Genomic DNA, 26,384 nt, shown 5'->3' with positions numbered 1-26,384 from the left:
AAAAAAAAACGATAACAACCCCTTTATAAACAACTGCTCAACAACAACAAAAAAACCAAAAAGTAGATCCTGAAAACCCTAGCGGGCCGCCAGTTCAGGATGACCTCCTTTTTTAGAAAGGCGTCATTCCCGAAAGTCATAGTCGGGAATCTGTCGTTTTTCTCTTTTGATAACAACGGATCCCCGACTAAAACCCTCGGGGATGACAACCACAGCAACAACAGATCCCGTGATAAAAACTCTACGGGATGATGGCTCCCTACGCGCCGCACCTTGCAGGCCGCACCCTGCGGGCCGCAGATTTTCCGCACTCATTTAATTTATTGTGCAACACCCTTTTTTAATAGGCCATAAGGCAATTTTTTAAACCCCACCTCGCAGGAAATTTCGCTTGACTTTTTACACACAAATTTTATAGAACAAAGTATAGAACAATAAAACAAGTAAAAGGAACGCTTATGAAAGCCTTGCATCCTAAACAAATGGAACTGTTGGAAATTTTAAAGAGTAATATTTCGGACCCGCTGACAATGGAAGAATTGGCCGACCGCTTAAACGTAAGCGGAAAAAGCGTGGTCTTTCACCACATTAAACAGTTGGAAAAAAAGGGCTTTTTAAAGCGCAATCCCGCCAACCCGCGCGACTATATTATTTTAAAGGACCCGGAGCGCAACGTCATTTATCTAAATATGTACGGTATGGCAAAATGCGGCCCCGAGGGCACCCTTTTGGACGGTACGCCCACGCGTATTGTGCCCGTGGACCCGAGTATGATTTATTTCCCTGCCTGTAAGGGCTTTATGGTGGAAGCCAAGGGCGACTCTATGGAGAACCTTATTTCCCCGCACGATTGGCTGATTGTGGAGCAAAACCACCAGCCAAAAAACAAAGATGTAGTGGTTTGCGTGAACAATGGCGAAGTGATGGTAAAGCGTTTTACGCAAGACGGCGAGAACGTCATTTTGCAATCGGAAAACCCACGCTATAACCCCATTGTAGCCGATAAAACGGCCTTCCGCGTGGAAGGTATCGTGCGCAGTATTATTAAACGCAACGTAAGTTGCTAAAATCCTGCTGCCTCGGGTGCCGAAACCCGGGGCAATTAGTCGTAACCTCACCCCCCGCGTTTGCTGGCGCGGGGGCTTTTTACGGGCATAAAACCCCGAAAGCACGCCTAGTGTAGCCCAGTAAGATATGCCCCAAACTCAAAAACAGCCCAACACCAGCCGCGCCGCGTCCAGCCAAATGTGCACAAAAAACCCCGCCCTAGTAAGGGGCGGGGTTTTTAAAAAAACAGTTGTTATTTGACGATTAACAGCGAGCGTCCGTCTTTTTCTTGCGAGTACGGGTCCAAGGTGTTTTGACCGTCCACCACATACAAGAATTTATAAGTGCCGGGCGCAATGGAAAGGGTGGTTTCCCAATACCCGTTGCGTTTTTTAAGCGCTTGGGGCTTAGCCATTGTAAAACCGCTCACAATCGCCACTTTTTTGCCTTCACCATACCAGCGGAAGGTTACGCGGCGGTATTTGCCACCATTAGAAGAAGCAATAATTACGCTCTTTTTGGCCTCTTGCTTCACTTCGGGGGCCGGTTCAACTTTGGCGGGCTCTTCGGCCTTCTTTTCCTCTTGCTCAATCACGGCCGTAACCGGGATTTCCACCGGGGCCGCCGCCGGAGCATTATCCTCTACGGGTTTATTTTCTTCCACTAGCACAGGCTCGCTGGCTTGCGGGAGTTCAGACGTTTGCACCGTTTCGGCCTGTTCGGCACGTGGGGCATTGGCCGGCGCATCAAATACGCGCCCGGAAAAGTGTTTATAGATAAAATAACCGAAAACACACAGGAAGATAATGTCTATAATAATCAGAAACAGCCACAAATCTTTATTTCCGGCAGGTTTTACGTCCAAATCTAAATTTTCGTTTTCCATAATAGTTCCTGATTAAAAAAGCGGGCGAAGGGAATCGAACCCTCGTCTAAAGCTTGGGAAGCTTCCATTCTACCATTGAACCACGCCCGCATAGCGGGGTCCGCACATTTATTTTAGCAAATTTTAGGCGGATGTACACAACTATTTAATATGCTGTGCCCGTAAATCCAGTGTCTTGATAAACGCCAGGGCCTCTTGGCGGTTTGTTACTTTTCCTTCCACCTGCGCCACGGAAACGGCTTCCAAAATCTCGCCGATTTTAGGGCTGGGCGGCAGGGATAATTCGTCCATTACGTCGCGCCCGGTAATCAGCCGCGTAGGCTGAACCTTTTTGGGTTGGTCAAAATACTTATGCAGTAATAACGTAAGCACCTGCATATGGCGCAAGGTTTTGCCCACATTGGCCGTCTGCTGCGCGCGGGCAATACTCATCAGCCGCTCGCCGCTCTTGGGCATAATGCGCTTTAACTGCGCGTCCGTAACGTAACTGGTGTAATCGGCCCAGCACAGCAAAAGCATCGGCACGCCGGCCTCGCCCAAATCGCGGAAGAAGTGATAGGCGCCCTTGTCGGTTATTACGTCGTTGCTGGCAAGATTGGACGGGCGCAAATGCTCGCCAATCATCGCGCAAATCAAGCGGATATCGGCCCGGCTGTAATGCAAGCGCTCCAACACCACCTTCGCCATTTTTGCCCCCCGTTCCTCGTGATAGAAAAAGCGCAACCGGTCCCCCACCTTTTTGGCGGTGGCGGGTTTGGCGATATCGTGCAAAAGGGCCGTCATTTTATAAAGGGCCTTATGTTGGGCAAGCGGGGCCAGTTTGGCCGCATATTTGGGGAACGCCTTTTGCAAGTGGTCCAGCAAATATTCCATCCGCTTAAAAACGTCCAGCGTATGCTTTAATACGCCGCCCTTGCCGTAATAGACTTCGGCGCACTCTCTTTGGGCTTCCAATTCGGGGAACAAGGCGGTCAGCAGGCCACACTCATCCATTAAAAGCAAATTTTCATACGCCTTAGACGTGGCAAACAGCCGCTCCAACTCCTCGCGCACACGTTCACCAGCCGACTGAACAATAAGAGCGCGGTCCTTTTTGATTTGCGCCAAGGTGCGGGGAGAAATGGAAAAGCCCAACTCCGCAGACGAGCGGAACGCGCGGAGCATACGAAGCGGGTCCTCTTTAAATACGCGCGGATTGTTTTCGTCAATGACCCTATCCGCCACCGCCTGCAAGCCGCCGCTTACATCTACAATATTTTTGCGTTGCAGACGTTTTAAAATCACGCGGGCGGTGCCGTCTTTATGCGGCGTAATTTCTATTTGCGGCAGGGCGGACACGGGGTACGCCAGCGCATTAAAGGAAAAATCACGGCGAAGCAGGTCCGCCTTTAAATCTTTGCCTTGGTAGGCGGTTAAATCAATTTGGATTTTGTCTTTGTGCGTTACCAAACGCCACACGCCAAACTCGGGGTCCATTTCAAACGAGACTGCCTTCAAACGGCGAGCCAATTCCAACGCCGCCGGCTTTACATCTTCGGGCGGCAGGGTAATGTCCAGGTCGGAGGATTGGCGTTTTAGCAAACTGCTACGCACAATTCCCCCCACATAATGCGCCTGGGGAATTACCTCGTTTAAAATACGGGCCAAATCAAGCAAGGGGTTCCTCCGTGTTGGATCCGCCACGCGCGGCCAATTTGGCAACGGCATCCTTGCGCAGTTCGCGTTTTAACACCTTGCGCAGGGCGTTTTTGGGTAGCGCTTCCACAAATTCAAAATCGCGCGGGCGTTTGTAGTTATCTAAATGCGTTTTTAAGAATTTTCTAAATTCCGCATCGGAAAGTTCCGCGCCTTCTTTTTTAACCACATACACCTTTACAAATTCGCCGCCGCGGCCGTCCGGCACGCCGATTACGGCGCACTCTTCCACCGCCGGATGCTCGCAAATGACGGCTTCCACCTGGGCCGAAAACACTTTTAGGCCCTTGATGATAATCATATCCTTCTTGCGGTCTTTAATAAAAATAAAACCGTCGTCGTCCACCGTTACAATATCGCCGGTTTTAAACCAGCCGTCCTCTGTAAACGCATCGTGCGTGGCTTTTTCATTGCCCCAATACCCGCGGAACACGTTGGGCCCCTTTACGCACAGTTCGCCCTCGGCATTACGCGGCACTTCTTTGCCGTCGTCGTCCAGTACCAAGGTGCTGACTGCCGGGATAGCCGGCCCCACGGATTTAATTTTTTGCAATTCTTCCGTGTTCACGCTGACGACCGGGCTCGTTTCGGTAAGGCCGTAGCCTTCCAATATCGGTACGCCGATTTTTTCTTCAAATCTATCCTTAATTTCCTGCGTTAAAGGAGCCGCGCCGGATACGCCAAAGCGCACATTTTTAAACGGCCAGAAGCGCAGATAAAGGCGTTTTAGCCCCTTGGCTTCCTTGGAAAGCACCGCGTAAATCTGCGGGACCGCCAAAATAAGGGTTACCTTTTCCGTGCCCATTGCGCCCAACCATTTGCTGGCGGGCATTACGTTAGCCACGATAACTACTTTTAAGTTAAGGTACAGCGGGATAACTACGCAAGTGGTCCACGCAAAGGAGTGGAACATCGGCAGTAAGCACAGAAAGCAGTCGTTATCGTTAATTTTAAAAATCTGCGCGCACGAAATGACGTTAGAGGCCAAGTTGCCGTGCGTAAGCATAGCGCCCTTGGGCAGACCAGTGGTGCCGGACGTATAGAGAATAAAGGCCAAGTCTTCTAATCCCGCTTGGGGAGCGGCGGTTTCGTCGTGGAAGGTGGATTTATTAATTTCTTCCCAGAATTTTTGCACAACCGGGCACTCCGCCGCGGAGGACGGAATTTCATCGGTCGTAAAAATATATTTTACGGTGGGCAAATTGGGCAGGCATTTTACATAATGGCGGATAAATTCGGCCTGCGTTACCACCGCAGAGGCCCCCGCGTTATTTAAAATGTATTCAATTTCCTCGGGTTTGGTAACCATAAAGTTCATCGGAATACACACTGCGCCCAACTTGTAGAGCCCAAAGTTGGCTACTACCGTATCAATAGAGTTGCGGTGCGCCACGGCCACACGGTCGCCCTTGCGGATGCCGTGTTCAAAGAACATATCGGCGGCGAGGTCCACCTGCATTAAAAGTTCGTGATAGGAAACCTTTTTGCCGGTACCCGCTTCCACCAGGGCAATTTTGTCCGGAAAGCGGAAAGCACTATCGGCTAAGGCAGTATATAAGTCTTTACGGCGAATCATAAGCACCTCTTATATAAAAATATCCCTTTTCTAAATTTTAGTAAAAATTAAGCCTGGCGGGGGTCCAAAATATCCCTAAAAGCGTCCCCTAACAGGTTCCAGCCCAATACAAACATAAAAATCGCACCGCCCGGCGCCACCACCGTGTACCAATAGGCAAACGGGTGGCCGGGAGTGCCGAGCACCCAGTTGCGCGCCATAGCGATTAACTGCCCCCAATCCGCCGTACCCGGTTGCGCCCCTAATCCCAAAAAGGAAAGGGAAGCCGCCGTCAATACCACATAGCCGATATCCAAACTGGCTACTACCACAGACGGATAAATGGAGTTAGGCAAAATATGCCGCAAGAGCACCCGCGGCCCACGCGCGCCCAAGGTGCGGGCGGCGGTTACATAGTCGCGTTGTTTGACGGACAAAATATCCCCGCGCACGAGGCGCGCATAAGACGGCCACGCTACGGCGGTAAGGGCTATCATCATATTTTTGATATCGGGCCCCAGCATAGCGGCAATTACCATAGCCAGCACCAGCGAAGGCACCGCAAACACCACATCTGTCAGACGCATTAAAATTTCGTCCAATTTTCCGCCGAAATACGCCGCGGCTCCCCCCACAAAAAGACCGATTAAAAAGGCAAAAAAGGTTACGGTCAGCCCGATTTTAAACGCAAGCCGCGTTCCCCACACTACGCCATAATACAGGTCGTACTGCTGTTCCGTAGTGCCGAACCAGTTTTGCGCGGAGGGCGGCTGGGGCGCAATTTGGTAACTCTTTTGCGGCAGTTGGTAAGGGTTATTTGGGTTTTGCACCGGGGCCAGCCACGGGGCAAATAAGGCCACCAGCAAAAAGAAAACCACAATCACCAGCCCCAAGAGGGAGGTTTTATTGGTATAAATACGTTTTAAAAGGCGCTCACTAATCATATTAATCCAAGCGGATACGCGGGTCCACCGCGGTATATAAAATATCCGAAAGTAAATTTCCCAACACAAACAGCACCGCCACCATTAAGGAAAACCCCAATATGCCCGCAATATCCAACTGCTGCGCGGCAATCACGCCAAAGCGGCCAATGCCGGGATAATCAAAAATCGTTTCCACAATTACAGTACCGCCCAAAAGGCGGATGAACTGGATACTCGCCAAGGTAATCACGGGGATAATGGCGTTCTTTCCGGCGTGCTTATAGACTATTTGCCATTTGGTAAGGCCTTTGGCGCGGGCGGTGCGGACATAGTCTTTATTCAACTCTTCCAGCATACTGGACCGCATTACGCGCACCATTAAGGCAAACGAACCGATACACAGCGTAACCGCCGGCAAAACCAAGTGGGATAGTGCGTCCCAAAACACGCGCAAATTGCCGTTTAACAAGGAATCCACCAGCAAAAAGCCCGTATAGGTTTTAAACATCGGGCTATGGATAATCACATCCGTCTGCACGGAATACCCGCCGGGGGCAAACCAGCCCAACTGTCCGTAAAATACCATCAGTAAGATAAGCCCCAGTACGAATATCGGCAGTGAAAATCCCCCCACCGATATCAGGCGCGCCACCACGTCCTTCCACTCATCCTTATGTATAGCCGAGCCGCACCCGAACCATACGCCGAAGAAGACCACAAAAATAATGGTAACAAACGCCAGTTGTATGGTGGCGGGCAGGTATTCCTTGATAGCCTTGGCTACGGGCATATTGGCGCTGGGGCTGTACCCCAAATCGCCGTGCGCCACATTTTTGAGCCACCGGCCGTACTGTTTAAATACGTTATCGCGCAAACCATATTCGCGGATGACCTCTTCCAGCGCGCCCATTTGGCGCGGGTCCTTTACGTACAAAGAGGCACGCATTTCGGGGCTTAACCGCTGGGTTAAAAAGAACAGCAGGAAAGTTACCCCCAATACCACTAGGGGCAACAGCAAAAGCCGCCGAAAAATGTAATTTACCATAACTTATCCTTTATTTCTTATACGCCAGCACCGCGGAAAGGGCAATTTCAGCCGCAGCAAAAAATTCTTTTAAGAGCAAACTTTCCTTTACCGTGTGGCAGTCGCGGCACCCTACGCCCAAATTCGGCAAGGTAAAGCCTTTGCCGCTTAAAATATTCGCATCGCACCCGCCGCCGGACGCCACCGGGCTGATTTTTACGCCTTGGGCTTTGCCCGCCGCCAATATAGCCTTAACCATTGGGTGATTTTTGGGCACGTTGACGGCCGGATAGCGCGGCGTAACGGTAAACGTCAAAACGGGTTTATGCACTTTGCCGTTAATTTTTTTGGTATAGCGTTTGACGGCTTTTTCAAAGCAGGCCTTCATATGCGCGGTCTGTTTGTCCAGTTTGGCGTTCTGCAAACTGCGCGCTTCACCCTTCAAATAAATATCTTCGGTTACCGCATTAGTCAAATTGCCGCCCTTGATAATGCCAAAGTTGGCTACCGTTTCTTTATCAATGCGGCCTAACTTCATAATGGACAAGGCATAGGCGGCTACCTCAATAGCAGAGATACCCTTTTCGGGGCATACGCCCGCGTGCGCGCCAAGGCCTTTTATTTTTACTTCAATCGTATTGACCGCAGGACCCTGAATTAACAGTTCATTTAATTCCTCGTTATCCAAAATGATGCCCTCGCGGCCTTTGATTTTTTTAACGTCTAAATTTTTGGCTCCCGCCATACCATTTTCTTCGGTCAACGTAAAAACGGCTTCCACGGGCGGATGGGGCAACTTTTGCTCTTGCAAGGTTTTTAAAATTTCCAAAATAATTGCAATACCCGCCTTGTCGTCCGCGCCTAAAACGGTGGTTCCGTCCGAGGTGATTTTATCCTTCTTTACCACGGGTTTAACGCCATTGCCGGGCACCACCGTATCCATATGCGAACTAAGTACAATGGGCGCGCTTTTAACCGTACCGGGCAAAAGGCCGATTACGTTGCCTTGCGCGGTGGTGTTGTATTTTTTCCCGGCGTTATCCACCTGCACCTTACAGCCGAGTTCCTTTAATTTGGTGGCTAAAAATTGTTGGATGTCCTTTTCAAAAAAGGATTCGCTGTCAATCCGGGCAAGTTCTACAAAGGTTTCTACCAAACGTTTTTGGTTAATCGTCATAAGGGCTCCTATACGGCTGCTGAACTTTTTTTATCTTTAAACGGCAATACCCCGCACGCACACGCGTGGCGCGGAAAAACTTCCTTTAACGTGTTTTCCCCGCTCTTACATTGCTCCGAGGCGTAGCGGCAGCGCGGCGCAAACGGGCACGCCCACGCGGACCGTTCCGGGTGTTCCTCAAACGGCACAAAGGGCTTTTTAGCCACCGTGGCCGACGGCACCGCCGAAAGCAAGGCTTCCGTATATGGGTGCTGGGGGTTGGTAAACAACGCTTCCGCCGGGGCTCTTTCCACAATGCGCCCCTTGTACATTACGGCAATGTCGTCGCACAGAAAGCGCGCCACGGCAAAATCGTGCGTTACAAAGAGCATAGAAAGGCGGCGGGATTTTTTAATTTCTTTAAGTAAATTTAAAATTTGCGCCTGAACGGATACGTCCAAGGCGGAGACGGGCTCATCGGCTATTAAAATTTTGGGGTCTAACGCCAAGGCGCGCGCGATATTAATGCGCTGGCGCTGGCCGCCGGAAAATTCGTGCGGGTAGCGCTCCAACTGGCTTTCGGACAGGCCGACGGCCTTTAACAGTTCGCTTAAAAAGGCCTTCCGCTCTTCGCGGTCCTTTTTCAGACAGTGAATATCCAGCGGTTCGCTTAACAGTTGGCGCACGTTCATACGCGGGTCCAAACTGGAATACGGGTCCTGATACACCACCTGCATTACGCGGCGGAGTTTTTTAAATTCGCTCTTGGAAATTGTGGCTACATTTTTGCCATTAGCAAGCACGGTACCCGCGGTAGGCTTTTCAATGCCCAGTAACACCTTGCAAAGCGTGCTTTTCCCGCAGCCCGATTCCCCCACCAGCCCTAAAACGTGGTCTTCTTCCAGCGTCAGGCTGACGTCGTGCAGAACCGTTTTTTCTACATTTTTACCGATAAAGCGGCGGCGGGTGTAGGTTTTAAATAAATGTTCTATCACAACAGGCGCGGTCATTTGTCCTCCAACAGCCAGCAACGCACTTGGCGGCCGTTTTTATTAAAAAGCGGCGGGCAAGTTTGGCGGCATTTTTCAAACGCGTGCGGACAGCGCGGTGCAAACGGACACCCGGTAATTTTTTCACCCGGTACGGGCGGATGCCCCTTGATAACGGGTAAAACATCCTCTTTATTATGCACGGACGCCAAGGATTTTAACAAACCTTGCGTATAAGGGTGGAGCGGGTTTTTAAAGAGTTCCGCCGCCGGAGCATACTCCATACACTCCCCGGCATACAAAACAAGCACGTCGTCGGCAATGCCCGCCACCACCGCCAAATTGTGCGTGATAAACACGGCGGACATCCCGCTTTCCTTCTGTAAATCTTTGATTAATTTTAAAATCTGGGCCTGAATCGTAACGTCCAGCGCAGTCGTCGGTTCGTCGGCAATCAGCACATCCGGCGATAAAGCAAGCGCTATGGCAATCATTACGCGCTGGCACATCCCGCCCGAAAACTGGAACGGGTATTCGGAAAGCCGTTTTTCCGGCTCGGCAATGCCCACCTTATGGAGTAACTGGGCGGCTTGCAAGCGGGCCTCTTTTTTGGATATTTTGCGGTGTGCCAAAATGGTTTCGGTCAGTTGTTCCCCCACCGTTAAAACAGGGTTTAAACTGGCGGCCGGGTCCTGAAAAATCATAGAAATTTTATTGCCACGGATTTGGCGCAATTCCTCGCGCGAGAGCGAAGCCAAATTTTTGCCCCGGTACAAAATTTCTCCGCCGCTGATATGCGCCGCCGGGGGAAGCAGTTGCAAAATGGAAAGGGCGTGCACGGTTTTTCCGCTGCCCGATTCCCCCACAACGCCAATCACTTTTCCCTTGGGCAAAACATACGAAAGCCCGCGCAGCACGGGAACGGTTTTACCGTCTGAGGAAAATTCCAACTGCAAATTGCGTACTTCCAATACGTTTTCGGCGGAGTCTGTCATCTTTATTATTATACTAATTTAACACGGGCGGATTAGGCTTCTATCCCGGTAAAGGCTTTTAAGGCGTAGCCGATTAAAAAACTGACCGCCGCCACGCCAAAACTCAAACAGGCCATTTCTATAAAGCGGTGTTTGAAACTTTCGCTCCGGGCCACCGCATAGTAAAACATAAACGCGGCAATCAGCAGCAGCGCCAGTAACAGCATTAACGTTAGCGCAATAAATACATTAGAAAAGCACGCAAACGGCGCAATCAGCATTACTACCGTAATCACATACGCTACCCCGGTGTAAAGCGCGGCCTTTAAGGGTTTTTTGCCCGAAGTTTTTTCGGTCTTAGACGATAAATATTCCGACGACGCCATAGACAACGCCGCCGCCACCCCGGTAATGGCGCCCGTCAGCGCAATTAATTTGGAATTGGAAAGCGCAAGCGTAAACCCGGCAAGAGCGCCGGTAAACTCTACCAGAGCATCGGACAAGCCCAAAATCACGGAACTCATATATTTCAGGCGGTCTTCGTCTAACAGCGCAATAAGTTCGTTTTCCATAGCGGGGCCCTCATCGGCCAGTTGGGCGATTTTGGGGTAATTGGTAAACGCGCGGTACGCGCCCGAAGCGTGGTGCGGGGCGGATTCCATTAACTTAATGGCAAACGTCAGCCCGAACACGCGCGCCAACAGCACATACAGCCAAATTTGAAAGCGCGAAGCCTTGGCGTTTACGCCCGTTTCGTTTTTAATAAGTTCGTGGTGTTCCCACTCGGCTTGCGCAATTTTTTTAAGTACGGCACGGTTATGTTCGTCCGTTTCCAGTTCCGCCAAACGGCGGTATATAAAATGCTCCGTAATTTCACTGCGGGAAAAAATTTCCAAGTCTTTTTTGTCTTGTTCTAGCATAAGGCCTTCTTGTAAGTAAAATAAAATCAGTCTGCGGTTTTGTCGGCGGCAGGCGCAGCGGGAGAGCCCCCCTGCGGGGTAAGCGGTAATAAGTCCTTGCCGTAGGCAAAGTCAAACACAACGCCGGAAATAAACTGCAACTGGTTAAAAAAATCTTTTTCGCTGATAAATTCGTCCGGTCCGTGGGTGGCATTTTCGGCAAGCGGGTCCATATCCGGGCCCAACCCGTAGGTAATCACGCCCAGTTTGCGCAAAAATTCGTTATCGCCCGAAGCGGGGCTCATACCGGGCACGGTAATGGAATCGGGCACCAGTTTTTTGGCAGTTTTTTCTATGGAAGCAAACAGCGGGTCCGTGCCGTCCATCGGCGTAGGAAAGGGCAGTTGCGGGCGCTCTATAATTTCCAGCGAAATGGGCTCGTCCGGCGCAAACAATTTGGTTAAATTTTCAAAAAATTCGTCCGGGTCCGAGCCGGGCAATAAGCGCACGTTTAAAATAGCGGAAGCCTCGCCGCTGGTGGAACCCGTATCCTTGCTGGCGGACAAAACGGTCGGGTTTAAGGTGTCCTTTAACTGCGTTCTAAAAAAGGGGTCTAACGCCATTACCTCGGCGGCGGACTGGCGGTTTTGCGGAGTGCCGGAGAGCAAAAAGCCGATGGTGGTTTGCGCGTCCTCATCTAGCAGCGGCTTAATGGCTTTAAAAAATGTTCTGGCGGTAGGCGTTAATTTGGCGGGCGGGTTGTAGGCCGCAATTTTGGCAAGCGCCTGCGAGAGCAAATAAACCGCGTTATCGTTTACGGGCATAGACGAGTGCGCGCCCGTACCAAAGGCCGTAACCTTAATATCCATATACATTTTGGTAGAGGCTTCGGCAAAGACAATGTCTTTTCCGTCCTTATTTTTGATAATGCCGCCCCCCTCGTTTAGCGCAAAGCCAGGGTTAATTTTATCCCAATGCGCCCCGCCTAACCACAAGAGGCCCGTCTCGCTTCCGGCCTCTTCGCCAGACGTTGCCAAGAAAATCAAATCCCGCTCAGGCACGGCCTTTTGGTCTTTTAGCCAAGTAAAAAGAGCCAGATAGGCGGCAGTATAATTTTTGTCGTCGGTAGCGCCCAGCCCATAAATATTGCCGTTTTCCACAGTGGCTTTAAAGGGCGGGAAACTCCACCCCTCGGCGGCGGGGGCGGTGTCTAAATGCGAAATTAAAAGCAGCGGCTTTTTGGCCGGGTCTGTGCCTTTCAGGCGGGCCATTAAATTGGCGCGGCCTTGGCGGGGAATAAAAATATCCCAGTCTATGCCGTGTTTATTAAATTCTTTATAAATGTAGCGCGCGGCGGCCAGTTCGTCCGGCTCCGGCAGAGAGGTATCAATATTTAACAGGTTGATTAAATGGCGTTTGGCCTCGTCATTAAGCGGGGTCCAATCCGGCGTTTCCTGCGTGCGGCCGGATAAAGTGCAAAAAACGAGCAAAAGGCAGAGCAAAAGGCGCTTCATTTTTTATCCGGCACAGTAAAGTCCAAGGGCGCCCCGGCGGTTACACCGTGCTTGGCGGCGGTTTTGGAGGCCAGTTCCAACACATATTGGCCGTAGCCGAGCGAATAGGCCACCTCGTCATCGGGCGTATAAGTGTAGGAGTGCGGCACTTCGGGCTCCACGGAGTTTACTGTTTTGTCTGCGCCGATAAAAACAATATCTAAATCTATCAGCGTATTCTTCATCCAAAAGGCTTGGTCCTCCTCTTGGTTGAAGACGAAGAGCATCCCCTTGTCCTCGGGCAAGTCCTTTACAAACATCAGGCCCTTTTCCTGCTTTTGCGGAGTGTCGGCCACGAGGGCGTTTACCGCAAACCCGTCGGGCAGCGTAATGCGGACGGTTTGGTATTCACCGCACGCGGCAAGCAATAAAGAAGCAAGCAGAACAAAGAAGATTCTCATATATATAAGTTTAGCAAATTCCCATTTGTTTTTGTCGGTCTGCACAAATGATTTTTTCCTTTTTTAATAACAGCAGATTCCGTAACCCTGCGGGCCACCAGTTCAGAATGACCCCTTATTTGATAACGACAGATCCCCGACAGAAACACTCGGGGATAACACTCTTTCTGGTTGTCATCCCGGGCGTGGACCCGGGATCCAGTCTGTTTATTAGAAAAACTCCTCATTTTATCTCTGGATTCCAGGTTCCCGCTTGTATGCGGGCCCTGGAATGACAACAACGGCAAACAACAACTAGCGCAATCCAGCACGCCGCCAAACACTACGGCAAACAATCAGAAAAAGCCCTTATTTCCCCGCAGATTTCCAAAGTGGTATAATATACAGGAAACCCCTCAAATTTGTATCTAGGAGCCGTATATGATTAAACAAGGCAAATGCTATTTTACGTCCGAATCCGTTTCCAAGGGACACCCGGACAAAGTCTGCGACCAAATTTCCGATGCTATTTTGGACGAGATTTTAAAGAAGGATAAAACCGCCCGCGTCGCGTGCGAAACGTATATTACGAGGGGGCTCGTGATTGTCGGCGGAGAAATTACCACCCGCACTTGGGTAGATGTGGAACAAATTGCGCGCGACGTAATCAAAAACATCGGTTACGACGACGCCAAATACGGTTTTAACTACAAAACCTGCGCCGTAATTAACGTCATCGGCAAGCAATCGCCCGACATCAGCCAAGGGGTTGACGTGGGCGGCGCGGGCGACCAAGGCTTAATGGTGGGTTACGCCGTGGACGAAACAATGGAATATATGCCGCTGTCCTTGGTGCTTTCACACGAAATTTTAAAGAATTTGGAAAAAGCCCGCCGCACGAAAATGCTCCCGTACTTGGGCCCCGACGCCAAAAGCCAGGTAACCGTGGAATATGTGGACGGCAAACCCGTGCGCGTGGATACCGTGGTGGTTTCCACCCAGCACACCGAGGATATTTTGGACAAAACGGGCACTAAAATTACCGAAAAATCCAAGAAGGAAATTGAAGCCGCGGCCATTATCCCGGCAGTTAAAAAATGGATTGATAAAGATACAAAAATCTACATCAACCCGACGGGAAAATTTGTTATCGGCGGGCCTCAGTCCGACACTGGGCTCACCGGGCGCAAAATTATCGTGGATACCTACGGCGGACGCTGTCCGCACGGTGGCGGAGCCTTCTCGGGTAAGGACCCGACCAAGGTGGACCGCTCCGCGGCGTATATGGCGCGCTACATTGCCAAAAACATTGTGGCCGCTAAACTCGCCAAGGAGTGCACCGTGCAAATCGCGTACGCTATCGGGCGCGACGAACCCGTCGGTTTCTATGTAGATACGGACGGCACGGGCGTTCTGCCGGATGAAAAACTGGCGCAAATTGCGCGCAAGATTTTCCCGATGACCCCGCGCGGCATTATTGAATACTTTAAACTGCGCAATCCTATTTACCTGCAAACGGCTTCCTTTGGGCACTTTGGCCGCAAGGAATTTCCGTGGGAAAAGACGGATAAAGTAAGCGCGCTTCAAAAGGCCGCCCACTAATTTAAAGCCCCGTGCAAGCGGGGCTCTTTTATAGGAGAACATTTCCAACTATGTTAAAATCCCGTGTACACGAAGCCAATCTGCGCCACCAGCGCGGCTACAACTGCGCGCAATCGGTTGTATGCACCTATTGCGGGTTACTGAATATGAGCGAGGCCGACGCCTTGCGCGCAATGGAAGCCTTTGCGGGCGGCATTGCAGGCAGCGGTTCCACCTGTGGGGCCTTATGCGGGCTATTAATGCTGGCCGGACTTAAAAACAGCAACGGGGACGTAAACGACCGCTCCGGGCGCGGAAGCACCGTACAACTGGGACGGCAATTATTAACCCGCTTTAAAGAGTGGAACGGATCGGACGTGTGCCGCGAATTAAAGGGGTTAGAGACGGGCAAAGTATTACGCAAATGCCCTGGGTGCATTGCCGACGCGGCGCGCCTGGCCGAAGAAGTTTTATTTGCGGGGATTTTTGAACCGTACGCCCCGCGCACGGAGGAGGAATAAATGAAGAAAGTTTGTATGATTTTAACGGACGGATTTGAAGAAATTGAAGCCGTAGGCACTTACGCCATTTTGCGCCGCGGCGGGCTGACGGTGGATATTTATTCCCTGCTTAACCAAGACGCCACGGGCCGCTTTGGCCTTACCTGCACAAAATTGCACGCCTTTGCCCATTTAAACGCGGCGGATTATGACGCGCTCGTCATCCCCGGCGGGCCGGAATACAAGGCCTTGGAAGCAAGCCCTGCCGTACAGGCGCTTATTAAAGCCTTTATGGAAGCGGGCAAGGTGGTGTCCGCCATTTGCGCCGGGCCTACTTTGCTTGGGCACGCGGGCTATTTAAAGGGCAAAAATTATACTTGCTTTACCTCTATGAACGAGGATTTTGGCGGGACATATCACGACGATTACGCCGTAACGGACGGGAACATCGTTACGGGCAAAAGCGCCGCCGCCACGATAGATTTTGCCTTTGCGGTTTTACAGGCCGTTGCCGGGAAGGAAGCCGCAGATAAAACCAAAAAGGAAATTTATTACAAGTAATTTAATCAGCCAGAGAAAAGCCCCGCCAATAAAGCGGGGCTTTTTATACCTTAAAAAACAACGGTTAGCATCATTTTAAACTGCTCTTTGCCATACACCGCGTGCGGGTGGCGGGCCGGCATTAAAATTGCTTCCCCTGCCGCCAGTTCGTGCTTTACCCCGTCTATGGTTACCTCGCCTTTTCCGTCCAGGCACAGTACCAAGGCGTCGCCGCCCGATTCGTGCGTGCTGATTTCTTCACCTTTATCAAAAGCAAACAGCGTAATGCTTACCGCGCTGTTTTGCACCAAGGTTTTGCTGACAATCTGCCCCGGCTGGTACGATACTTGGTCTTTAAATTCTACGGCCGAAGCCACAGGAATATTCTTCATCATATAAAAATCCCCCTTTTTTAAATATTACCAGAAAAAATAAAATTTGTTGGATGCAAAAAAGGATTAAAAAAGGTGGCACAAGCCACCCTCTATATAAAATGTTCTTCGGTTAAAACTAAAACCGCAAGGACAAGGACGCTTCCGCGCCCAAGCCATAATAGGCGTAGTTGGCGGCCAAACTCAAATCCAAGTACGACGGCAATTTAAAGTTAAAGCCCGCCGTAGCGCGCGCCGTGGCGGCGTGTTCCCGCGTACCAATAAGGTCCGGCGAGAGCAGGGCTTGGTTAATGTTAAGCGTGGTATAATCCACCCCGCCGCCCACATAAGGTACAAAATATTTAAATTTCATAGACAGCACCAAACTGGCGTTATAATGCGTGGCGGAAAAATCGCGCGCGCTTGCGCTATGGGCCGCTACCACCAACATCGGCTGAAAGGAGCCCAACATTTCGTTTGGGCGGGTAATCCCCCAGCGCAGCCCGCCGCCGGCAATCGTCAACCCTTGGTAACTGCTCGCGCGGATAAACCCGTCAATGCGAAACGGCATCCCGATATCGGCCTGCAACCACGGATAAACTACCGAGCCCACGTCGTCGCGGTCGCCTAAGGCAGTATGCTGTTGGGTGGCGCGGTCGTCGCCGTTACCCTTACTCATTTTAAAAACCATACTCGCGCGGGGGCCGATTTGAAAGCCCCCCCAGCCCAAAATTCGCCCCGTGGTGTATGTACCCGAGCCGATAATGCCGCCCAAGTCCTTCGTAAACGCGCGGACGTTCTGCTGGGTTACGTTTGCTCCGAAATCGTCCCAAATATTGCGGGCAAACGCGCCCGGAGCGCACAGAAAAAGCGCCGTTAAAACCAAAACCAGTTGCTTGACTTTCATTTGTAACCTCTATGTAAAAATTTAAATCGTTATTTGGTCAGCACGATTTCGTCGCCGGGTTTTACCCGTCCGGCAAGCGTACCGCCCATAAGTTCCAAGGTGTAGCGCGAGCCGCGCACAAAGCGGCTAAAACGCCACGGTTTCATTTGTTCCGCCACATACAACACACGCCCGTTTTTATCAAAAAACACGGCGTCTATCGCAAAGCGCATAAAGCAAGTGTGTATCTGCGGACAGGGATCCAATAAAAGACCCTTTCCCTTGGCAAGCCCGCGCCGAAACATCAGCCCCTTTAAGCGGGTCCAATACGTGTTTGCCATTTCTATTTCTTGCGCCAGCGTTTCGCCGGTGCGTTTTAATACACACTTCATTTTTCTTCCTGTACGCGGGCCGACAACAACCGCTCGGTACGCGCCTGTAACGCTTTATCCAAAAATATAAAATGCTCCGGCGGTACTACGCCAAAGCCTTCTTTATTTTGAAATATTAAAAAAGTAACCAGCCACGCTTCGTCATACGATACCTCGGCAATCCACATACCGGGCCGCGTTTGGGCCGGGCGGAAACCGTGCAAGGAAATATCCCCCTTACCAGCCGTTTGGCGGCAGGAAGCCGGGCACTTTTTTAATATTTCAAAGGTCTCTTTTGTCAGCACGCGGATATTGGCATATTTCCCGCGCGCAAGCGGCAGGACGGGCTTGCCCTCTTGGGTAAGCGTGATGTCCGCCACCTTAAACAAAGAGCCGTACTGCAAGGTAAAAGCGCATAGCCCCAACGAAGCCCACAAACACAGCCCCAGCAGGACTATGCGCTTATAAAACATTAGGCCGCCACGCGTTCCACATAGTTGCCGGTGCGGGTATCTACCAGCACGGTATCGCCTTCGTTGATAAAAAGCGGCACTTTGATTACGGCGCCGGTTTCTAACGTGGCTTCCTTGGTAGTGTTAGCGACGGTATCGCCCTTCACGCCCGGAACGGTGGACGCAATTTTGAGCGGTACTTTAATCGGCAGTTCCACGTTAAAAAGTTGGTTGTTAATATAGATGCCGATAGCGTCCATATTATCCTTTAAGTATTTGCTCAAATCGCCCAATTTTTTAAGCGGTACTTCAATTTGGTCGTAGGTTTCCGCGTTCATAAAGGTGGCCATATCGCCGTTGGTGTACAAATATTGGAAGGGGCGTTTTTCAACTTCCACTTCTTTGAATTTGTCTTCGGGGCGGTAAGCCGTTTCAATCACGGAACCGGTGTTAATGTTGCGCAGTTTCACGCGAACGACGGCGCGAGCCTGGCTTTTGCGGTGGTGTTGGAATTCAATAATTTCTACCAACTGACCGTTTTCGTCTTCAAAAATAAGACCTTCACGAAATTCTGTCGTGCTAAGCATTTTTATTACCTCTTTTCGGGCCGAAGCCCAAGAATCTATTTGTGCGTCAATTTTTTGGAACCGTCCTTGGTAAGCAGGAAACTGTCTTCCAAGCGGATACCCCAGCGCCCGTCAAAATAAATGCCGGGCTCCACGGTTACTACAAAGTTTTCCTCCAACCCGTCCGGTGCGCCGGAGCGCAAAATCGGGCGGTCGTGCACTACTAGGCCAATCGCGTGGCCCGTAGTGTGGAAAAATTCCTTTCCATACCCCGCGGCTTCAATTACACTGCGTGCGGCGCGGTCAATTTTTCCCGCCGTCGCACCCGGGCGCAAGGCTTTTACGCCTGCCGTGCGGGCTTTGTCCACAATGTTCCAAATCTTTTTGTATTCGGCCGGCTCTTTTTTGCCGTGCCACCAACTGCGCGTCATATCCGAGCAGTACCCTTCGTAAAAACAGCCAAAATCCATTAACACGGGTTCCTCGGCCTTCAACTTGCGCGTTTTGCTGGCAGTATGGTGAGCGTCAGCGGTGTTTTCGCCAAAGCACACAATATTAAACGGAATAGAATCCGCCCCGCGGCGAAGCATCGCCACAGCCATTAAAATCCGAACATCGTCCTCCGTCATCCCGGTTTTAATCTGCGGGAAGACTTCGTCAAACGCTTGGGCGGCGATTTTGCAGGCTTTTTTGATACGGGCGACTTCGTCGTCGTATTTTTTAAGACGCATTTCGCCAATGAGCCCTTCGGCACGGCTAAGGCCGCTATCCAAAAGTTTCTGCCCGGTGGCCAGGTCCACAAGTGCCGGGTCAAAGGCTACGGTCTTTAAACCGCGCTTTTTGATTTCCGTCAAAGCCCCGTCCAACATCCCGCCAAAGGGAACAATAATTGTTTTTAAAAATTTGGCGGCGGGCACCATTTTGCTGGCAATTAACTGCTTGGTTACGCACCAAGCCTTAGTAGGCGTAATCAAAAATACGGCTTCTCCGGCAGATAGTTCAATGCCGGACAAGTAACGCTGTTCCAGCGGGTCAGCGGTTAAATAGCCGTCCAGCCCCGCTTGTTTGAGTACGCGGCGGAAATCGCGCATCCGCTCTTGGGAAAAATCTTTACTTGCCATATTATTTCTTCGTTAAAATATTGGCCCCGGTTTGGGTTACAGACACGGTGTCTTCCAAACGCACGCCGTATTTACCCGGCAGATAAATGCCCGGCTCCACGGTTACAATGTTCCCCTCTTTTAAGATAGAAGCGGAATTTTGCGCGTTGTACGGTTCCTCGTGGATTTCAATCCCCACACCGTGCCCCGTGCCGTGCGTATAATATTGGCCATATCCGGCCGCTTCAATAATTTCGCGAGCAGCCGCATCCACGGCTTTGCAGGCTACGCCGATACCTACTTTTTTAATGCCTGCCTTGCGGGCGGTATCGGTAATTTTCCAAATCTTTTTGTATTCGGCGGGTTCGTTTTTGCCGTGCCACCAACTGCGCGTCATATCCGAACAATACCCTTTGTACACGCAACCGAAATCAATTAAAACGGCATCGTCTTCTTTGAGTTTGGTATCTCCCGTTTCGTGGTGCGGGTTAGCGGCGTTTGCGCCAAACGCCACAATGGTATTAAAAGAGGTAGAGGTTGCGCCGTGTTCGCGCATAAATTTTTCCATTTCCGCGGCCATTTCGCACTCGGTCATACCGGTTTTTACGCGCGGCAAAATATATTCATACGTCAGGTACGCAATACGGTTGGATTCGCGCATTGCTTTGAGTTCCTCCGCGTCCTTGGTTTTGCGCAGTTCCGTAACAAAACTGGGCAGTTGCACAAGGCCGTTTTTCAGCATTAATTCGCCGTTTAAAAAGGATTCTTTTTCTGCGTCAAAGCCGACCTTTTTAAGGCCCAATTCCTTGACCTTGGCCACCGCGGCGGCTACGCGGTTTTCCCCGCCGATAACTTCCATATACGGGGCAAACTTGCTAAACGGTTCCACATACAGTTCGCGCGTAAAGCATACAATGCCGTTTGTATGAATTAAAAAAACGGATTCATTTGGGTAAAAGAAGAAATTGCTCAAATAAAATTGGTCTAAATTGTTGGTAACAACCAGGCCGTCCAACTTGTTTTGTTGCATTAAATTTTTAAGCGCGGCCAAGCGGTCCGCCGTTACAATTTTTTCAGCCATTATATTTTCCTCCAAAACCTCTATACAAATATCATAACAATTTTACAGCGCGTTCACAATTATATAGTTTTCGCGCGCGTAGGAGAATATTGCGGTAAAACCGCGCCAGAATATAATATAATAATGGAAGTATGCCACAATATGCGTTTTTAAAAAAATTTCTGCTGGGCGCACTTTTAGCGTGCGTTCCGTTTGCGTTGCAGGCCGAAGTATTTACGTCTAAGGACGGGGCTTTTACGCTGGATATGCCCGCGGGCTGGAAACAGGTGCAAAACGCGCCCGCGCCTACGGTGCTTTCCCTGCAAAAGGGCGCTTCACGCCTGGACATTAAAAGCGTGTCTTGTACCACCGAAACCTGTATTGAAAAGAAAATTAACGCAGATTTGGCCGATGTAAAAAGCAAAAAAATGCAGGTAGTCGGCAATTCCTACACTGGGGAAGAAATTAAACGCATTGAATTTTCCACCGGGGACCCTTTCTTCTACATTAGTTTTTTTACGCCCAAAAACGATTTTAGCGCGGGGTATTTTTTAATTGATTCCAAGGCCTATTCCATTTTAGCCAAAGAACTGACTTACGCGGAAACCGACTTGGTATTTTCGTTTATTTCCCCGGTTGAAAAGCCGGAAGTAAAGCCCTTAGAACTGGATTTAAAGGATCCGCGCGCTTATGACATTGCCGCCCTGCCCGCCGTACACGAAGAAGCCTTGGAAGAAACGGTTGTCGCTCCGTCGGCGGAAACAACTCCGCAACAAACCGAACCCGCTAAGGCAAAAAAGCCGTCGGTATCCTTTACCGCCAAGGTAAAAAAAGTATGGAACGCCTTAAAGGGCAAAACGCTTTTATCCAAAAATATGCCGCCGTATGTGCGCCAGTTGGGCCGCGGGCTTGACGTGCTGACGGTCCTGGGGCTGCTGTTTATTTTGCTTCTTACCGGGGCCGGGTGCGTGCGCCCGTTTTTGCGCAAAGGGGTAAATCTCCCCCCGGCCAACCCCAACTCGCTTTATCCCATTTGGTTTAAACGCCTCTACGGCACGCCGTCGCTCATCTTCCGCGCCAAAGACAACCAAGGCAATACGCTTATTTCGCTGTCCTCGCGCTGGGATAGTTTATTTTTATTTTCGGGGCTATTGTTAATTGTGCTGTCTTTTGCGGTGCTGGCGGTGGCTGGGCTGTGTGAACAGACGGACTTGCTTCCCGTTTCTAACTTTGTGTATAACACAGTTTATTCCGCCTGCTCACTGATTATTCCGCTGGGCGGGATTGTGTTTTTTTGCGGGCTGGTGTGGTCCCAGTTGGTTCTGCGCGAGATTACGCTCTTTGACCGTAAGGGGCAAAAGGCCGCTATTATTTTGCAGAAAGGTTTTGGGCTTAAAAACGAACGGTACGAGATTTATTTCGCCCGCTCCAAGGATGTGCTGGTAGTTACCCGCCAACGCTTTACCTGCCGACGGAATTGGCGTTTGTTTACGCGCGAGGGTGCGGCACTAGCGCACCTGACGGAACCCAGTTTGGGTAAAGCCCTGCTGCGCAAGGTTTGCGGGCACTTGTGGGGGTTGTTGCGCGCGGATTACACGATAAGCGGCGCAATGGATGCGCAAGGGGCCTTGCAAAATACGCACGCACCATTTGACAGTTTTGTATGCAACATTGATAAGCCGCAAGCCATTAACGCACGCGATTTGTTGGCAGTTTCCCTGCTGATAAACATCCGCGACCGCGACAAATGGTATCCGTGGTTCAACTGATTTTAGTAACGTAAAAAACCCCGCTTACTGCGGGGTTTTTTATCATATTTATATTTGCGGGCGCGGAACGTTACCTTCCGCCGCCTCCGCCTCCGCCAAAACCACCGCCGGAAAATCCGCCGCCGCCCGACCCGCCCTTTGACGAGGACGACGATACCGCACTCCCCAGAGAAGACGACAGCGTATTTAAGCCGTGCAAATTTCCGACATACAGCCCGCGCGAACGGACGGCCTTTTCCACCATTTCGGCCGACAGCGTACGCTCAAAATAGGAAATCCATTTATTTTCCACGCCCAGCACAAACGCATAAGGCAGATAATCGCAAAAGATTTTTTCCACATCCGCCGGGTTGGAAGCGGCCACTCTTCCCCCCTCGCCGATTTTTAAATATTCCTTAAAGCCCTCAATCTCGTCCATTTTCTGCCGCCCTACCCGTGTATAGGCCTTAATCCACCAGGCAAAAAAGGCGGCGGATGCAACAACAACCACTACGCCCGCGAGTACGGGAAGAGCCTCAAATTCCCGCAATGCGGAAAAAAACATTGGCGAAACAAATACAACAAAAACACAGGCATAAACCGTCATAAACCAGTTTTTAAAGGCAACCAGCGGCACCCATATAGCCAACATCATAAAAAACGCAACCGGCATCAGCAAATCCATCCCGCCCATTTTAAACAGTAGAAACGCAAAATACGCCAGCACCAAATAAGTGGGCAAGTTCCAGGCCAGGTTTTCGGTAAAATACTGTTCTTTATCCGCTTCTAATTTTTTTTGCAGTTCCTTTCCGGCCTTTAAAAAGGTTTCCCGGAAGGATTGGTTCACCGTAACCTCTTTGGTTTTGCCGGGGAATAATGCTTTAAGCACCGCGCGTTCTTCCTTGGCTAAAACAGGCTTTTCCTCCGGCGAAACATCCACGCGCTGCAAGGTATATTCGCGCGATAAAAATTTCTTTTTCTCCTCTATTTTTATTACGCCTTTTACCGCCAAACTGACCAGCACTACCGTAAGCAAATTATCCAACTTGCCATAGCGATAGACATACCCCGTCAATGCGGGCGAAAACCCGGCTGGCGGCTCAAACTGCCGCAGAACGCGCGCCTTGGGGTCCCTGCCTACGCGGTTCCACGCCCATAAATAATATACCCAAAGCAAAACCAACAGCAAGCCCACTGCGCCCCAGCCATACGGGTCCAGCAAAATATCCTTCCACGTTTTTACAGGCGGAATAATGAGCCCTTTGGCAAACGGCACCTCCACGGTAAAGCCTTCTTGCGCGAGCAGTGGGCGGAGCGTCCAAAAGGAAAGTTTTTCAAAATCCCCGGTTGCGTCGTTCCCTTGGCTTCCATAGGCGCCCGTGTAAAGGGAAATGCGGCTTTTATCCACCTGCACGCCGTCCGGCAAGTGGAGGAAAAACCGCGCCGTTTCTATGGGAAAATTCCACCCGTTGCCCGTTACGTTCCAATAAAACTCATCATAGCCGTCAAAAAACAAAATAACATTGGGAACGGAATAAACCAACCGGTATGTATGCGCGCCGGGGGCAATATAATTATCGTCGCCAAAGTTTACGCGCAAGTTTTTAGCGTCCACGCGCTCGGTAAAATACGGGTGTGGCGCTCCGTCCATTGTCAGGGACTCCACCTGCACGGGATTTTTGCGCGAAGAGGGTAGTTCGCGGTAGATACCGCGGCGGATTTGTTGATGTTCCGCCACGACGGAAATTTCTTCCGCTATCCGCACGGTGGCGTTGGTATCTACCCAAGCCGTGGAATCAAAGCGCGTAATCCGCTCGGCCGCCCAAGCGTGCGCGGCAAACAATAAGGTAAGAAGTAAAAGGATTATTTTATTTTTCATTTTTTTTATTGTAGCAATTTTCCGCTCCTGCGCGGGCGGGCTAATTTTGATATCCTATATATATGAAATACTTTTACTTACTCATTTTTCTCTTTTTCCCGCTTTTCTCCGGCGCGCAAGGCCTGCAAACGTATGTGCAAGCGCGCCTGCAACACCCCGTTTTGCTCGGTGCTTGGTGGGGCGGTTATGCCGCCTACGACGACGCGACCATTTTTTCCGTTCAGGCCGATACCCGCTTTACCCCCGCCTCTACCTTAAAACTTTTAACCACCGCCGCCGCGCTGGAAACCTTTGGCCCGCACCACCGCTTTGAAACCCGTTTATATGCGCAGACCTCGCCAGACGAACAAGGCGTTTTGCACGGTAACCTTTACCTGCAAGGCGGGGCTGACCCGACCTTGGGCTCCACCCGCGTAACAGGCGGCGAAACGTGGCAAACCGTGGCTACCCGCTGGGCACGCGCCGTCAAGCAGGCGGGCATTACACGCGTGGAGGGCGACCTAATTGCGGACGAGTCGGCCTTTGAGGGCCCGTCAATTCCCAATAAAGTAAATTGGGAAAATATGGGCAATTACTACGCCGCGCCCGCGAGCCCGTTGTGCTTTAACGATAATTTATTTGAAATTCACTTTAAACCCCAGCCCCGTGCAGACAGACCCGCCGAGGTGGAAAAAACTGTTCCGCAAGTGCTGGGGCTCACCTTAAAAAGTTTCGTAACCACCGACGGAAAAACCAAGAAAGACAACGCCTACGCATATGGTGCGCCCAACCAGTACGAAATGGAACTCTACGGCACAATTCCTACCAACTTTACAGGGTTTACCATTAAGGCCGCCCTGCCCAATTCCGCGCTGTTTGCGGCAGAGACCCTGCACAACGCCTTGCGCGCCGAAGGTATTGCGGTGGGCGGGCACACCGCTACCACGCGGACCGCGCCCGATTATACTACAATGACTTTGCTGGATACGTACCAATCGCCAGAATTAAAGGACATTGTCGTCATTGTAAACAAGCGGAGTTTTAACCTGTATGCCGAAATGCTTTTGCGTAATTTGGCCTTGCACGCCGGGAAAAAGGGAAGCGTGCAAAACGGGCTGGATGAATTGTACGCGTTTTTAAAAAAGAATAATTTGGCAAACGAAAAAACGGCTGTTTTGTATGACGGAAGCGGGCTATCGCGCGATAATTTAGTTACCCCAAAAACACTGGTAAATACGCTTTTGTTTATGTCAAAAAGCCCCAACTTTTCCTATTATTATAACTCCTTGGCCACGCCGGACGACCGCGGGGATTTGCTTCTTTTGCGCCGTTTTTTAAAACCGAAAAAGAAAGTGCAGGAAGTGCGCGTAAAAGGCGGCACGATTGACGGAGTAAAAGCCTTAGCAGGTTATACGCGCGACAAGGACGGCCGTTTAATCGCTTTTGCGTTAATAGCAAATAATTTGGCCAGTAAAGACGAGGCCCTCTTCCGCATCCACGAGGACATTATTAAGCGCTTGCTCGCCCTGCCGGAGGGCAATTAAGACTGAGAATAAAAATAAAAGTACCCAGCATAATCTGAAAGACGGTTCGGGTAGCCCATTTTTTTACAATAATCGTTGGCGCCCTTGCCGTCCGTACGCTGTACACAATACAAGGTCCCCGGAGAAATGTTCTTATAAGTAGGGCCTGCAAATTTCAAAAAGCCAGCCCCTGCTGCAGATTTGTGCGCCACTACGGCCACCAGCAAGGTATTTCCGTCCCGGCTTACACTAGAAGCCAAAATAAACCGACCGTCCGAGCGGGATGATACATCAGAAAATTGTTTAAAAACGCCGCATAAAGAGGAATTAAAACTAGGGCAATCACTCCCAGTCCACGGCAAAGACATATCCAAATCTTCTAAATCCCTAGCATAGGTACCATTTGCCAAATAATACGCTTCTTGGGCCTGATAAATACCATCCAAAAGCGGCAGAGCCGCAGCAGCGCGGGATTTTTCTACGGCCCGTTCGTATTGTGGCATCGCCACCGCCGCCAATATGCCAATAATAAGGACGACGACTAATAGTTCTATCAAGGTAAAACCTGCACTCGTTGAGGCAATATTAACCGTGCGGCCCCCACACACAGACGTCATTCCGTAAGGTTTCTGTACGGAATCTCGCCGTTTCGCGACAACAGATTCCCGACTACAACACTCGGGAATGACGCCACTTGCACAAGTGGCCGCACGGCAAACAGAGGTAAATCCTTTCATTTTTTCT

26 protein-coding genes and 1 tRNA gene are annotated in these 26,384 nt (G+C 50.6%); 6 read left to right on the top strand and 21 right to left on the bottom strand.

Translation table 11 applies throughout. The annotated features are described in order from the left end of the window. Positions 1–458: 458 nt before the first annotated feature. Positions 459–1,067, top strand: coding sequence for a LexA family protein (locus B2118_RS03390; RefSeq protein ID WP_428053305.1), 609 nt, complete (start codon positions 459–461; stop codon positions 1,065–1,067). A gap of 233 nt (positions 1,068–1,300) precedes the next feature. On the opposite strand, the gene B2118_RS03385 is transcribed toward B2118_RS03390, so the two are convergent. From B2118_RS03385 to B2118_RS03330, 12 genes are all read right to left on the bottom strand, one after another. After that, on the bottom strand, positions 1,301–1,933 hold the full coding sequence (locus B2118_RS03385; RefSeq protein WP_428053304.1) for a hypothetical protein: 633 nt from the start codon (positions 1,931–1,933) through the stop codon (positions 1,301–1,303). Positions 1,934–1,952: 19 nt separating this feature from the next. Then, a tRNA-Gly gene (locus B2118_RS03380) sits at positions 1,953–2,023 on the bottom strand. A 51-nt stretch (positions 2,024–2,074) separates the two neighbouring features. Beyond that, the gene (locus tag B2118_RS03375; RefSeq protein WP_428053303.1) at positions 2,075–3,640 is read right to left on the bottom strand and encodes an HD domain-containing protein; all 1,566 of its coding nucleotides are present in this window, start codon (positions 3,638–3,640) and stop codon (positions 2,075–2,077) included. Next, the gene (locus tag B2118_RS03370) at positions 3,582–5,204 is read right to left on the bottom strand and encodes a long-chain-fatty-acid--CoA ligase (protein WP_428053302.1); all 1,623 of its coding nucleotides are present in this window, start codon (positions 5,202–5,204) and stop codon (positions 3,582–3,584) included. The genes B2118_RS03375 and B2118_RS03370 overlap by 59 nt, the downstream gene beginning before the upstream one ends. Positions 5,205–5,251: 47 nt before the next feature. Then, positions 5,252–6,127, bottom strand: a complete 876-nt coding sequence (locus B2118_RS03365) for an ABC transporter permease (RefSeq protein WP_428053301.1) — start codon at positions 6,125–6,127, stop codon at positions 5,252–5,254. A 1-nt stretch (position 6,128) separates the two neighbouring features. Then, the gene (locus B2118_RS03360) at positions 6,129–7,154 is read right to left on the bottom strand and encodes an ABC transporter permease (protein WP_428053300.1); all 1,026 of its coding nucleotides are present in this window, start codon (positions 7,152–7,154) and stop codon (positions 6,129–6,131) included. Between the two features lie 10 nt (positions 7,155–7,164). Next, positions 7,165–8,310 (bottom strand): M20/M25/M40 family metallo-hydrolase, encoded by a 1,146-nt coding sequence (locus tag B2118_RS03355; protein WP_428053299.1) that lies wholly within the window; start codon positions 8,308–8,310, stop codon positions 7,165–7,167. An 8-nt stretch (positions 8,311–8,318) separates the two neighbouring features. After that, entirely contained in the window at positions 8,319–9,299 is a 981-nt protein-coding gene (locus B2118_RS03350) for an oligopeptide/dipeptide ABC transporter ATP-binding protein (protein WP_428053298.1), read from the bottom strand. Next, positions 9,296–10,273, bottom strand: coding sequence for an ABC transporter ATP-binding protein (locus B2118_RS03345; RefSeq protein ID WP_428053297.1), 978 nt, complete (start codon positions 10,271–10,273; stop codon positions 9,296–9,298). Before B2118_RS03345 ends, B2118_RS03350 begins: the two co-directional genes overlap by 4 nt. A gap of 32 nt (positions 10,274–10,305) precedes the next feature. Then, positions 10,306–11,172 carry a VIT1/CCC1 transporter family protein gene (locus tag B2118_RS03340; protein ID WP_428053296.1) on the bottom strand — a complete coding sequence of 289 codons (867 nt, stop codon included), beginning with the start codon at positions 11,170–11,172 and terminating at the stop codon, positions 10,306–10,308. A gap of 26 nt (positions 11,173–11,198) precedes the next feature. Continuing rightward, positions 11,199–12,665 carry a M20/M25/M40 family metallo-hydrolase gene (locus tag B2118_RS03335; protein ID WP_428053295.1) on the bottom strand — a complete coding sequence of 489 codons (1,467 nt, stop codon included), beginning with the start codon at positions 12,663–12,665 and terminating at the stop codon, positions 11,199–11,201. Then, entirely contained in the window at positions 12,662–13,105 is a 444-nt protein-coding gene (locus B2118_RS03330) for a DUF192 domain-containing protein (RefSeq protein ID WP_428053294.1), read from the bottom strand. Before B2118_RS03330 ends, B2118_RS03335 begins: the two co-directional genes overlap by 4 nt. A 420-nt stretch (positions 13,106–13,525) precedes the next feature. On the opposite strand from B2118_RS03330, the gene metK reads away from it, so the two are divergent. The 3 genes from metK to B2118_RS03315 are packed head-to-tail and all read left to right on the top strand — an operon-like array spanning position 13,526 to position 15,726. Then, positions 13,526–14,686, top strand: a complete 1,161-nt coding sequence (gene metK / locus B2118_RS03325) for a methionine adenosyltransferase (RefSeq protein ID WP_428053293.1) — start codon at positions 13,526–13,528, stop codon at positions 14,684–14,686. A 50-nt stretch (positions 14,687–14,736) separates the two neighbouring features. Beyond that, on the top strand, positions 14,737–15,186 hold the full coding sequence (locus B2118_RS03320; protein WP_428053292.1) for a C-GCAxxG-C-C family protein: 450 nt from the start codon (positions 14,737–14,739) through the stop codon (positions 15,184–15,186). Further along, positions 15,187–15,726 (top strand): DJ-1/PfpI family protein, encoded by a 540-nt coding sequence (locus B2118_RS03315; protein WP_428053291.1) that lies wholly within the window; start codon positions 15,187–15,189, stop codon positions 15,724–15,726. Between the two features lie 50 nt (positions 15,727–15,776). Here the strand turns inward: B2118_RS03315 and B2118_RS03310 are convergent, their stop codons facing one another. From B2118_RS03310 to B2118_RS03280, 7 genes are all read right to left on the bottom strand, one after another. After that, on the bottom strand, positions 15,777–16,100 hold the full coding sequence (locus B2118_RS03310; RefSeq protein ID WP_428053290.1) for a cupin domain-containing protein: 324 nt from the start codon (positions 16,098–16,100) through the stop codon (positions 15,777–15,779). Positions 16,101–16,215: 115 nt separating this feature from the next. Beyond that, positions 16,216–16,983, bottom strand: coding sequence for a hypothetical protein (locus B2118_RS03305; protein ID WP_428053289.1), 768 nt, complete (start codon positions 16,981–16,983; stop codon positions 16,216–16,218). 29 nt (positions 16,984–17,012) lie between these two features. Beyond that, the gene (locus B2118_RS03300; protein ID WP_428053288.1) at positions 17,013–17,354 is read right to left on the bottom strand and encodes a DUF192 domain-containing protein; all 342 of its coding nucleotides are present in this window, start codon (positions 17,352–17,354) and stop codon (positions 17,013–17,015) included. After that, on the bottom strand, positions 17,351–17,806 hold the full coding sequence (locus B2118_RS03295) for a hypothetical protein (RefSeq protein ID WP_428053287.1): 456 nt from the start codon (positions 17,804–17,806) through the stop codon (positions 17,351–17,353). The genes B2118_RS03300 and B2118_RS03295 overlap by 4 nt, the downstream gene beginning before the upstream one ends. Then, positions 17,806–18,372, bottom strand: coding sequence for an elongation factor P (gene efp, locus B2118_RS03290; protein WP_428053286.1), 567 nt, complete (start codon positions 18,370–18,372; stop codon positions 17,806–17,808). Before efp ends, B2118_RS03295 begins: the two co-directional genes overlap by 1 nt. A gap of 35 nt (positions 18,373–18,407) precedes the next feature. After that, positions 18,408–19,472 (bottom strand): M24 family metallopeptidase, encoded by a 1,065-nt coding sequence (locus B2118_RS03285; protein ID WP_428053285.1) that lies wholly within the window; start codon positions 19,470–19,472, stop codon positions 18,408–18,410. 1 nt (position 19,473) lies between these two features. After that, a complete protein-coding gene (locus B2118_RS03280; protein WP_428053284.1) occupies positions 19,474–20,532 on the bottom strand; it encodes a M24 family metallopeptidase in 1,059 nt (352 codons plus the stop codon). Positions 20,533–20,663: 131 nt separating this feature from the next. Between B2118_RS03280 and B2118_RS03275 the strand changes: the two genes are divergently transcribed. Further along, positions 20,664–22,280 carry a hypothetical protein gene (locus tag B2118_RS03275; RefSeq protein WP_428053283.1) on the top strand — a complete coding sequence of 539 codons (1,617 nt, stop codon included), beginning with the start codon at positions 20,664–20,666 and terminating at the stop codon, positions 22,278–22,280. A 70-nt stretch (positions 22,281–22,350) separates the two neighbouring features. Here the strand turns inward: B2118_RS03275 and B2118_RS03270 are convergent, their stop codons facing one another. After that, complete coding sequence (locus B2118_RS03270; protein ID WP_428053282.1) at positions 22,351–24,138, bottom strand: DUF2207 domain-containing protein; 1,788 nt, start codon at positions 24,136–24,138, stop codon at positions 22,351–22,353. A gap of 62 nt (positions 24,139–24,200) precedes the next feature. On the opposite strand from B2118_RS03270, the gene dacB reads away from it, so the two are divergent. Beyond that, complete coding sequence (gene dacB / locus B2118_RS03265; protein ID WP_428053281.1) at positions 24,201–25,661, top strand: D-alanyl-D-alanine carboxypeptidase/D-alanyl-D-alanine endopeptidase; 1,461 nt, start codon at positions 24,201–24,203, stop codon at positions 25,659–25,661. On the opposite strand, the gene B2118_RS03260 is transcribed toward dacB, so the two are convergent. Next, complete coding sequence (locus tag B2118_RS03260; RefSeq protein WP_428053280.1) at positions 25,658–26,257, bottom strand: type IV pilin protein; 600 nt, start codon at positions 26,255–26,257, stop codon at positions 25,658–25,660. The genes dacB and B2118_RS03260 overlap by 4 nt on opposite strands. Between the last annotated feature and the right edge of the window lie 127 nt (positions 26,258–26,384).

Source organism: Candidatus Avelusimicrobium stercoris (genome assembly GCF_002437085.1).
In the GTDB taxonomy this organism is placed as follows: domain Bacteria; phylum Elusimicrobiota; class Elusimicrobia; order Elusimicrobiales; family Elusimicrobiaceae; genus Avelusimicrobium; species Avelusimicrobium stercoris.
The sequence above is the reverse complement of the archived record's forward strand: the minus strand, read 5'-3'. Positions and strand labels throughout refer to the sequence as shown.

Coding starts and splice junctions, on each gene's coding strand:
- B2118_RS03390 (WP_428053305.1), top strand. CDS start 459: ATGAAAGCCTTGCATCCTAAACAAATGGAACTGTTGGAAATTTTAAAG.
- B2118_RS03360 (WP_428053300.1), bottom strand. CDS start 7,154: ATGGTAAATTACATTTTTCGGCGGCTTTTGCTGTTGCCCCTAGTGGTA.
- B2118_RS03375 (WP_428053303.1), bottom strand. CDS start 3,640: ATGCCGTTGCCAAATTGGCCGCGCGTGGCGGATCCAACACGGAGGAAC.
- B2118_RS03335 (WP_428053295.1), bottom strand. CDS start 12,665: ATGAAGCGCCTTTTGCTCTGCCTTTTGCTCGTTTTTTGCACTTTATCC.
- B2118_RS03295 (WP_428053287.1), bottom strand. CDS start 17,806: ATGTTTTATAAGCGCATAGTCCTGCTGGGGCTGTGTTTGTGGGCTTCG.
- B2118_RS03315 (WP_428053291.1), top strand. CDS start 15,187: ATGAAGAAAGTTTGTATGATTTTAACGGACGGATTTGAAGAAATTGAA.
- B2118_RS03270 (WP_428053282.1), bottom strand. CDS start 24,138: ATGAAAAATAAAATAATCCTTTTACTTCTTACCTTATTGTTTGCCGCG.
- B2118_RS03300 (WP_428053288.1), bottom strand. CDS start 17,354: ATGAAGTGTGTATTAAAACGCACCGGCGAAACGCTGGCGCAAGAAATA.
- dacB (WP_428053281.1), top strand. CDS start 24,201: ATGAAATACTTTTACTTACTCATTTTTCTCTTTTTCCCGCTTTTCTCC.
- B2118_RS03355 (WP_428053299.1), bottom strand. CDS start 8,310: ATGACGATTAACCAAAAACGTTTGGTAGAAACCTTTGTAGAACTTGCC.
- metK (WP_428053293.1), top strand. CDS start 13,526: ATGATTAAACAAGGCAAATGCTATTTTACGTCCGAATCCGTTTCCAAG.
- B2118_RS03320 (WP_428053292.1), top strand. CDS start 14,737: ATGTTAAAATCCCGTGTACACGAAGCCAATCTGCGCCACCAGCGCGGC.
- B2118_RS03345 (WP_428053297.1), bottom strand. CDS start 10,273: ATGACAGACTCCGCCGAAAACGTATTGGAAGTACGCAATTTGCAGTTG.
- B2118_RS03305 (WP_428053289.1), bottom strand. CDS start 16,983: ATGAAAGTCAAGCAACTGGTTTTGGTTTTAACGGCGCTTTTTCTGTGC.
- efp (WP_428053286.1), bottom strand. CDS start 18,372: ATGCTTAGCACGACAGAATTTCGTGAAGGTCTTATTTTTGAAGACGAA.
- B2118_RS03280 (WP_428053284.1), bottom strand. CDS start 20,532: ATGGCTGAAAAAATTGTAACGGCGGACCGCTTGGCCGCGCTTAAAAAT.
- B2118_RS03370 (WP_428053302.1), bottom strand. CDS start 5,204: ATGATTCGCCGTAAAGACTTATATACTGCCTTAGCCGATAGTGCTTTC.
- B2118_RS03285 (WP_428053285.1), bottom strand. CDS start 19,472: ATGGCAAGTAAAGATTTTTCCCAAGAGCGGATGCGCGATTTCCGCCGC.
- B2118_RS03310 (WP_428053290.1), bottom strand. CDS start 16,100: ATGATGAAGAATATTCCTGTGGCTTCGGCCGTAGAATTTAAAGACCAA.
- B2118_RS03275 (WP_428053283.1), top strand. CDS start 20,664: ATGCCACAATATGCGTTTTTAAAAAAATTTCTGCTGGGCGCACTTTTA.
- B2118_RS03330 (WP_428053294.1), bottom strand. CDS start 13,105: ATGAGAATCTTCTTTGTTCTGCTTGCTTCTTTATTGCTTGCCGCGTGC.
- B2118_RS03385 (WP_428053304.1), bottom strand. CDS start 1,933: ATGGAAAACGAAAATTTAGATTTGGACGTAAAACCTGCCGGAAATAAA.
- B2118_RS03350 (WP_428053298.1), bottom strand. CDS start 9,299: ATGACCGCGCCTGTTGTGATAGAACATTTATTTAAAACCTACACCCGC.
- B2118_RS03340 (WP_428053296.1), bottom strand. CDS start 11,172: ATGCTAGAACAAGACAAAAAAGACTTGGAAATTTTTTCCCGCAGTGAA.
- B2118_RS03365 (WP_428053301.1), bottom strand. CDS start 6,127: ATGATTAGTGAGCGCCTTTTAAAACGTATTTATACCAATAAAACCTCC.
- B2118_RS03260 (WP_428053280.1), bottom strand. CDS start 26,257: ATGACGTCTGTGTGTGGGGGCCGCACGGTTAATATTGCCTCAACGAGT.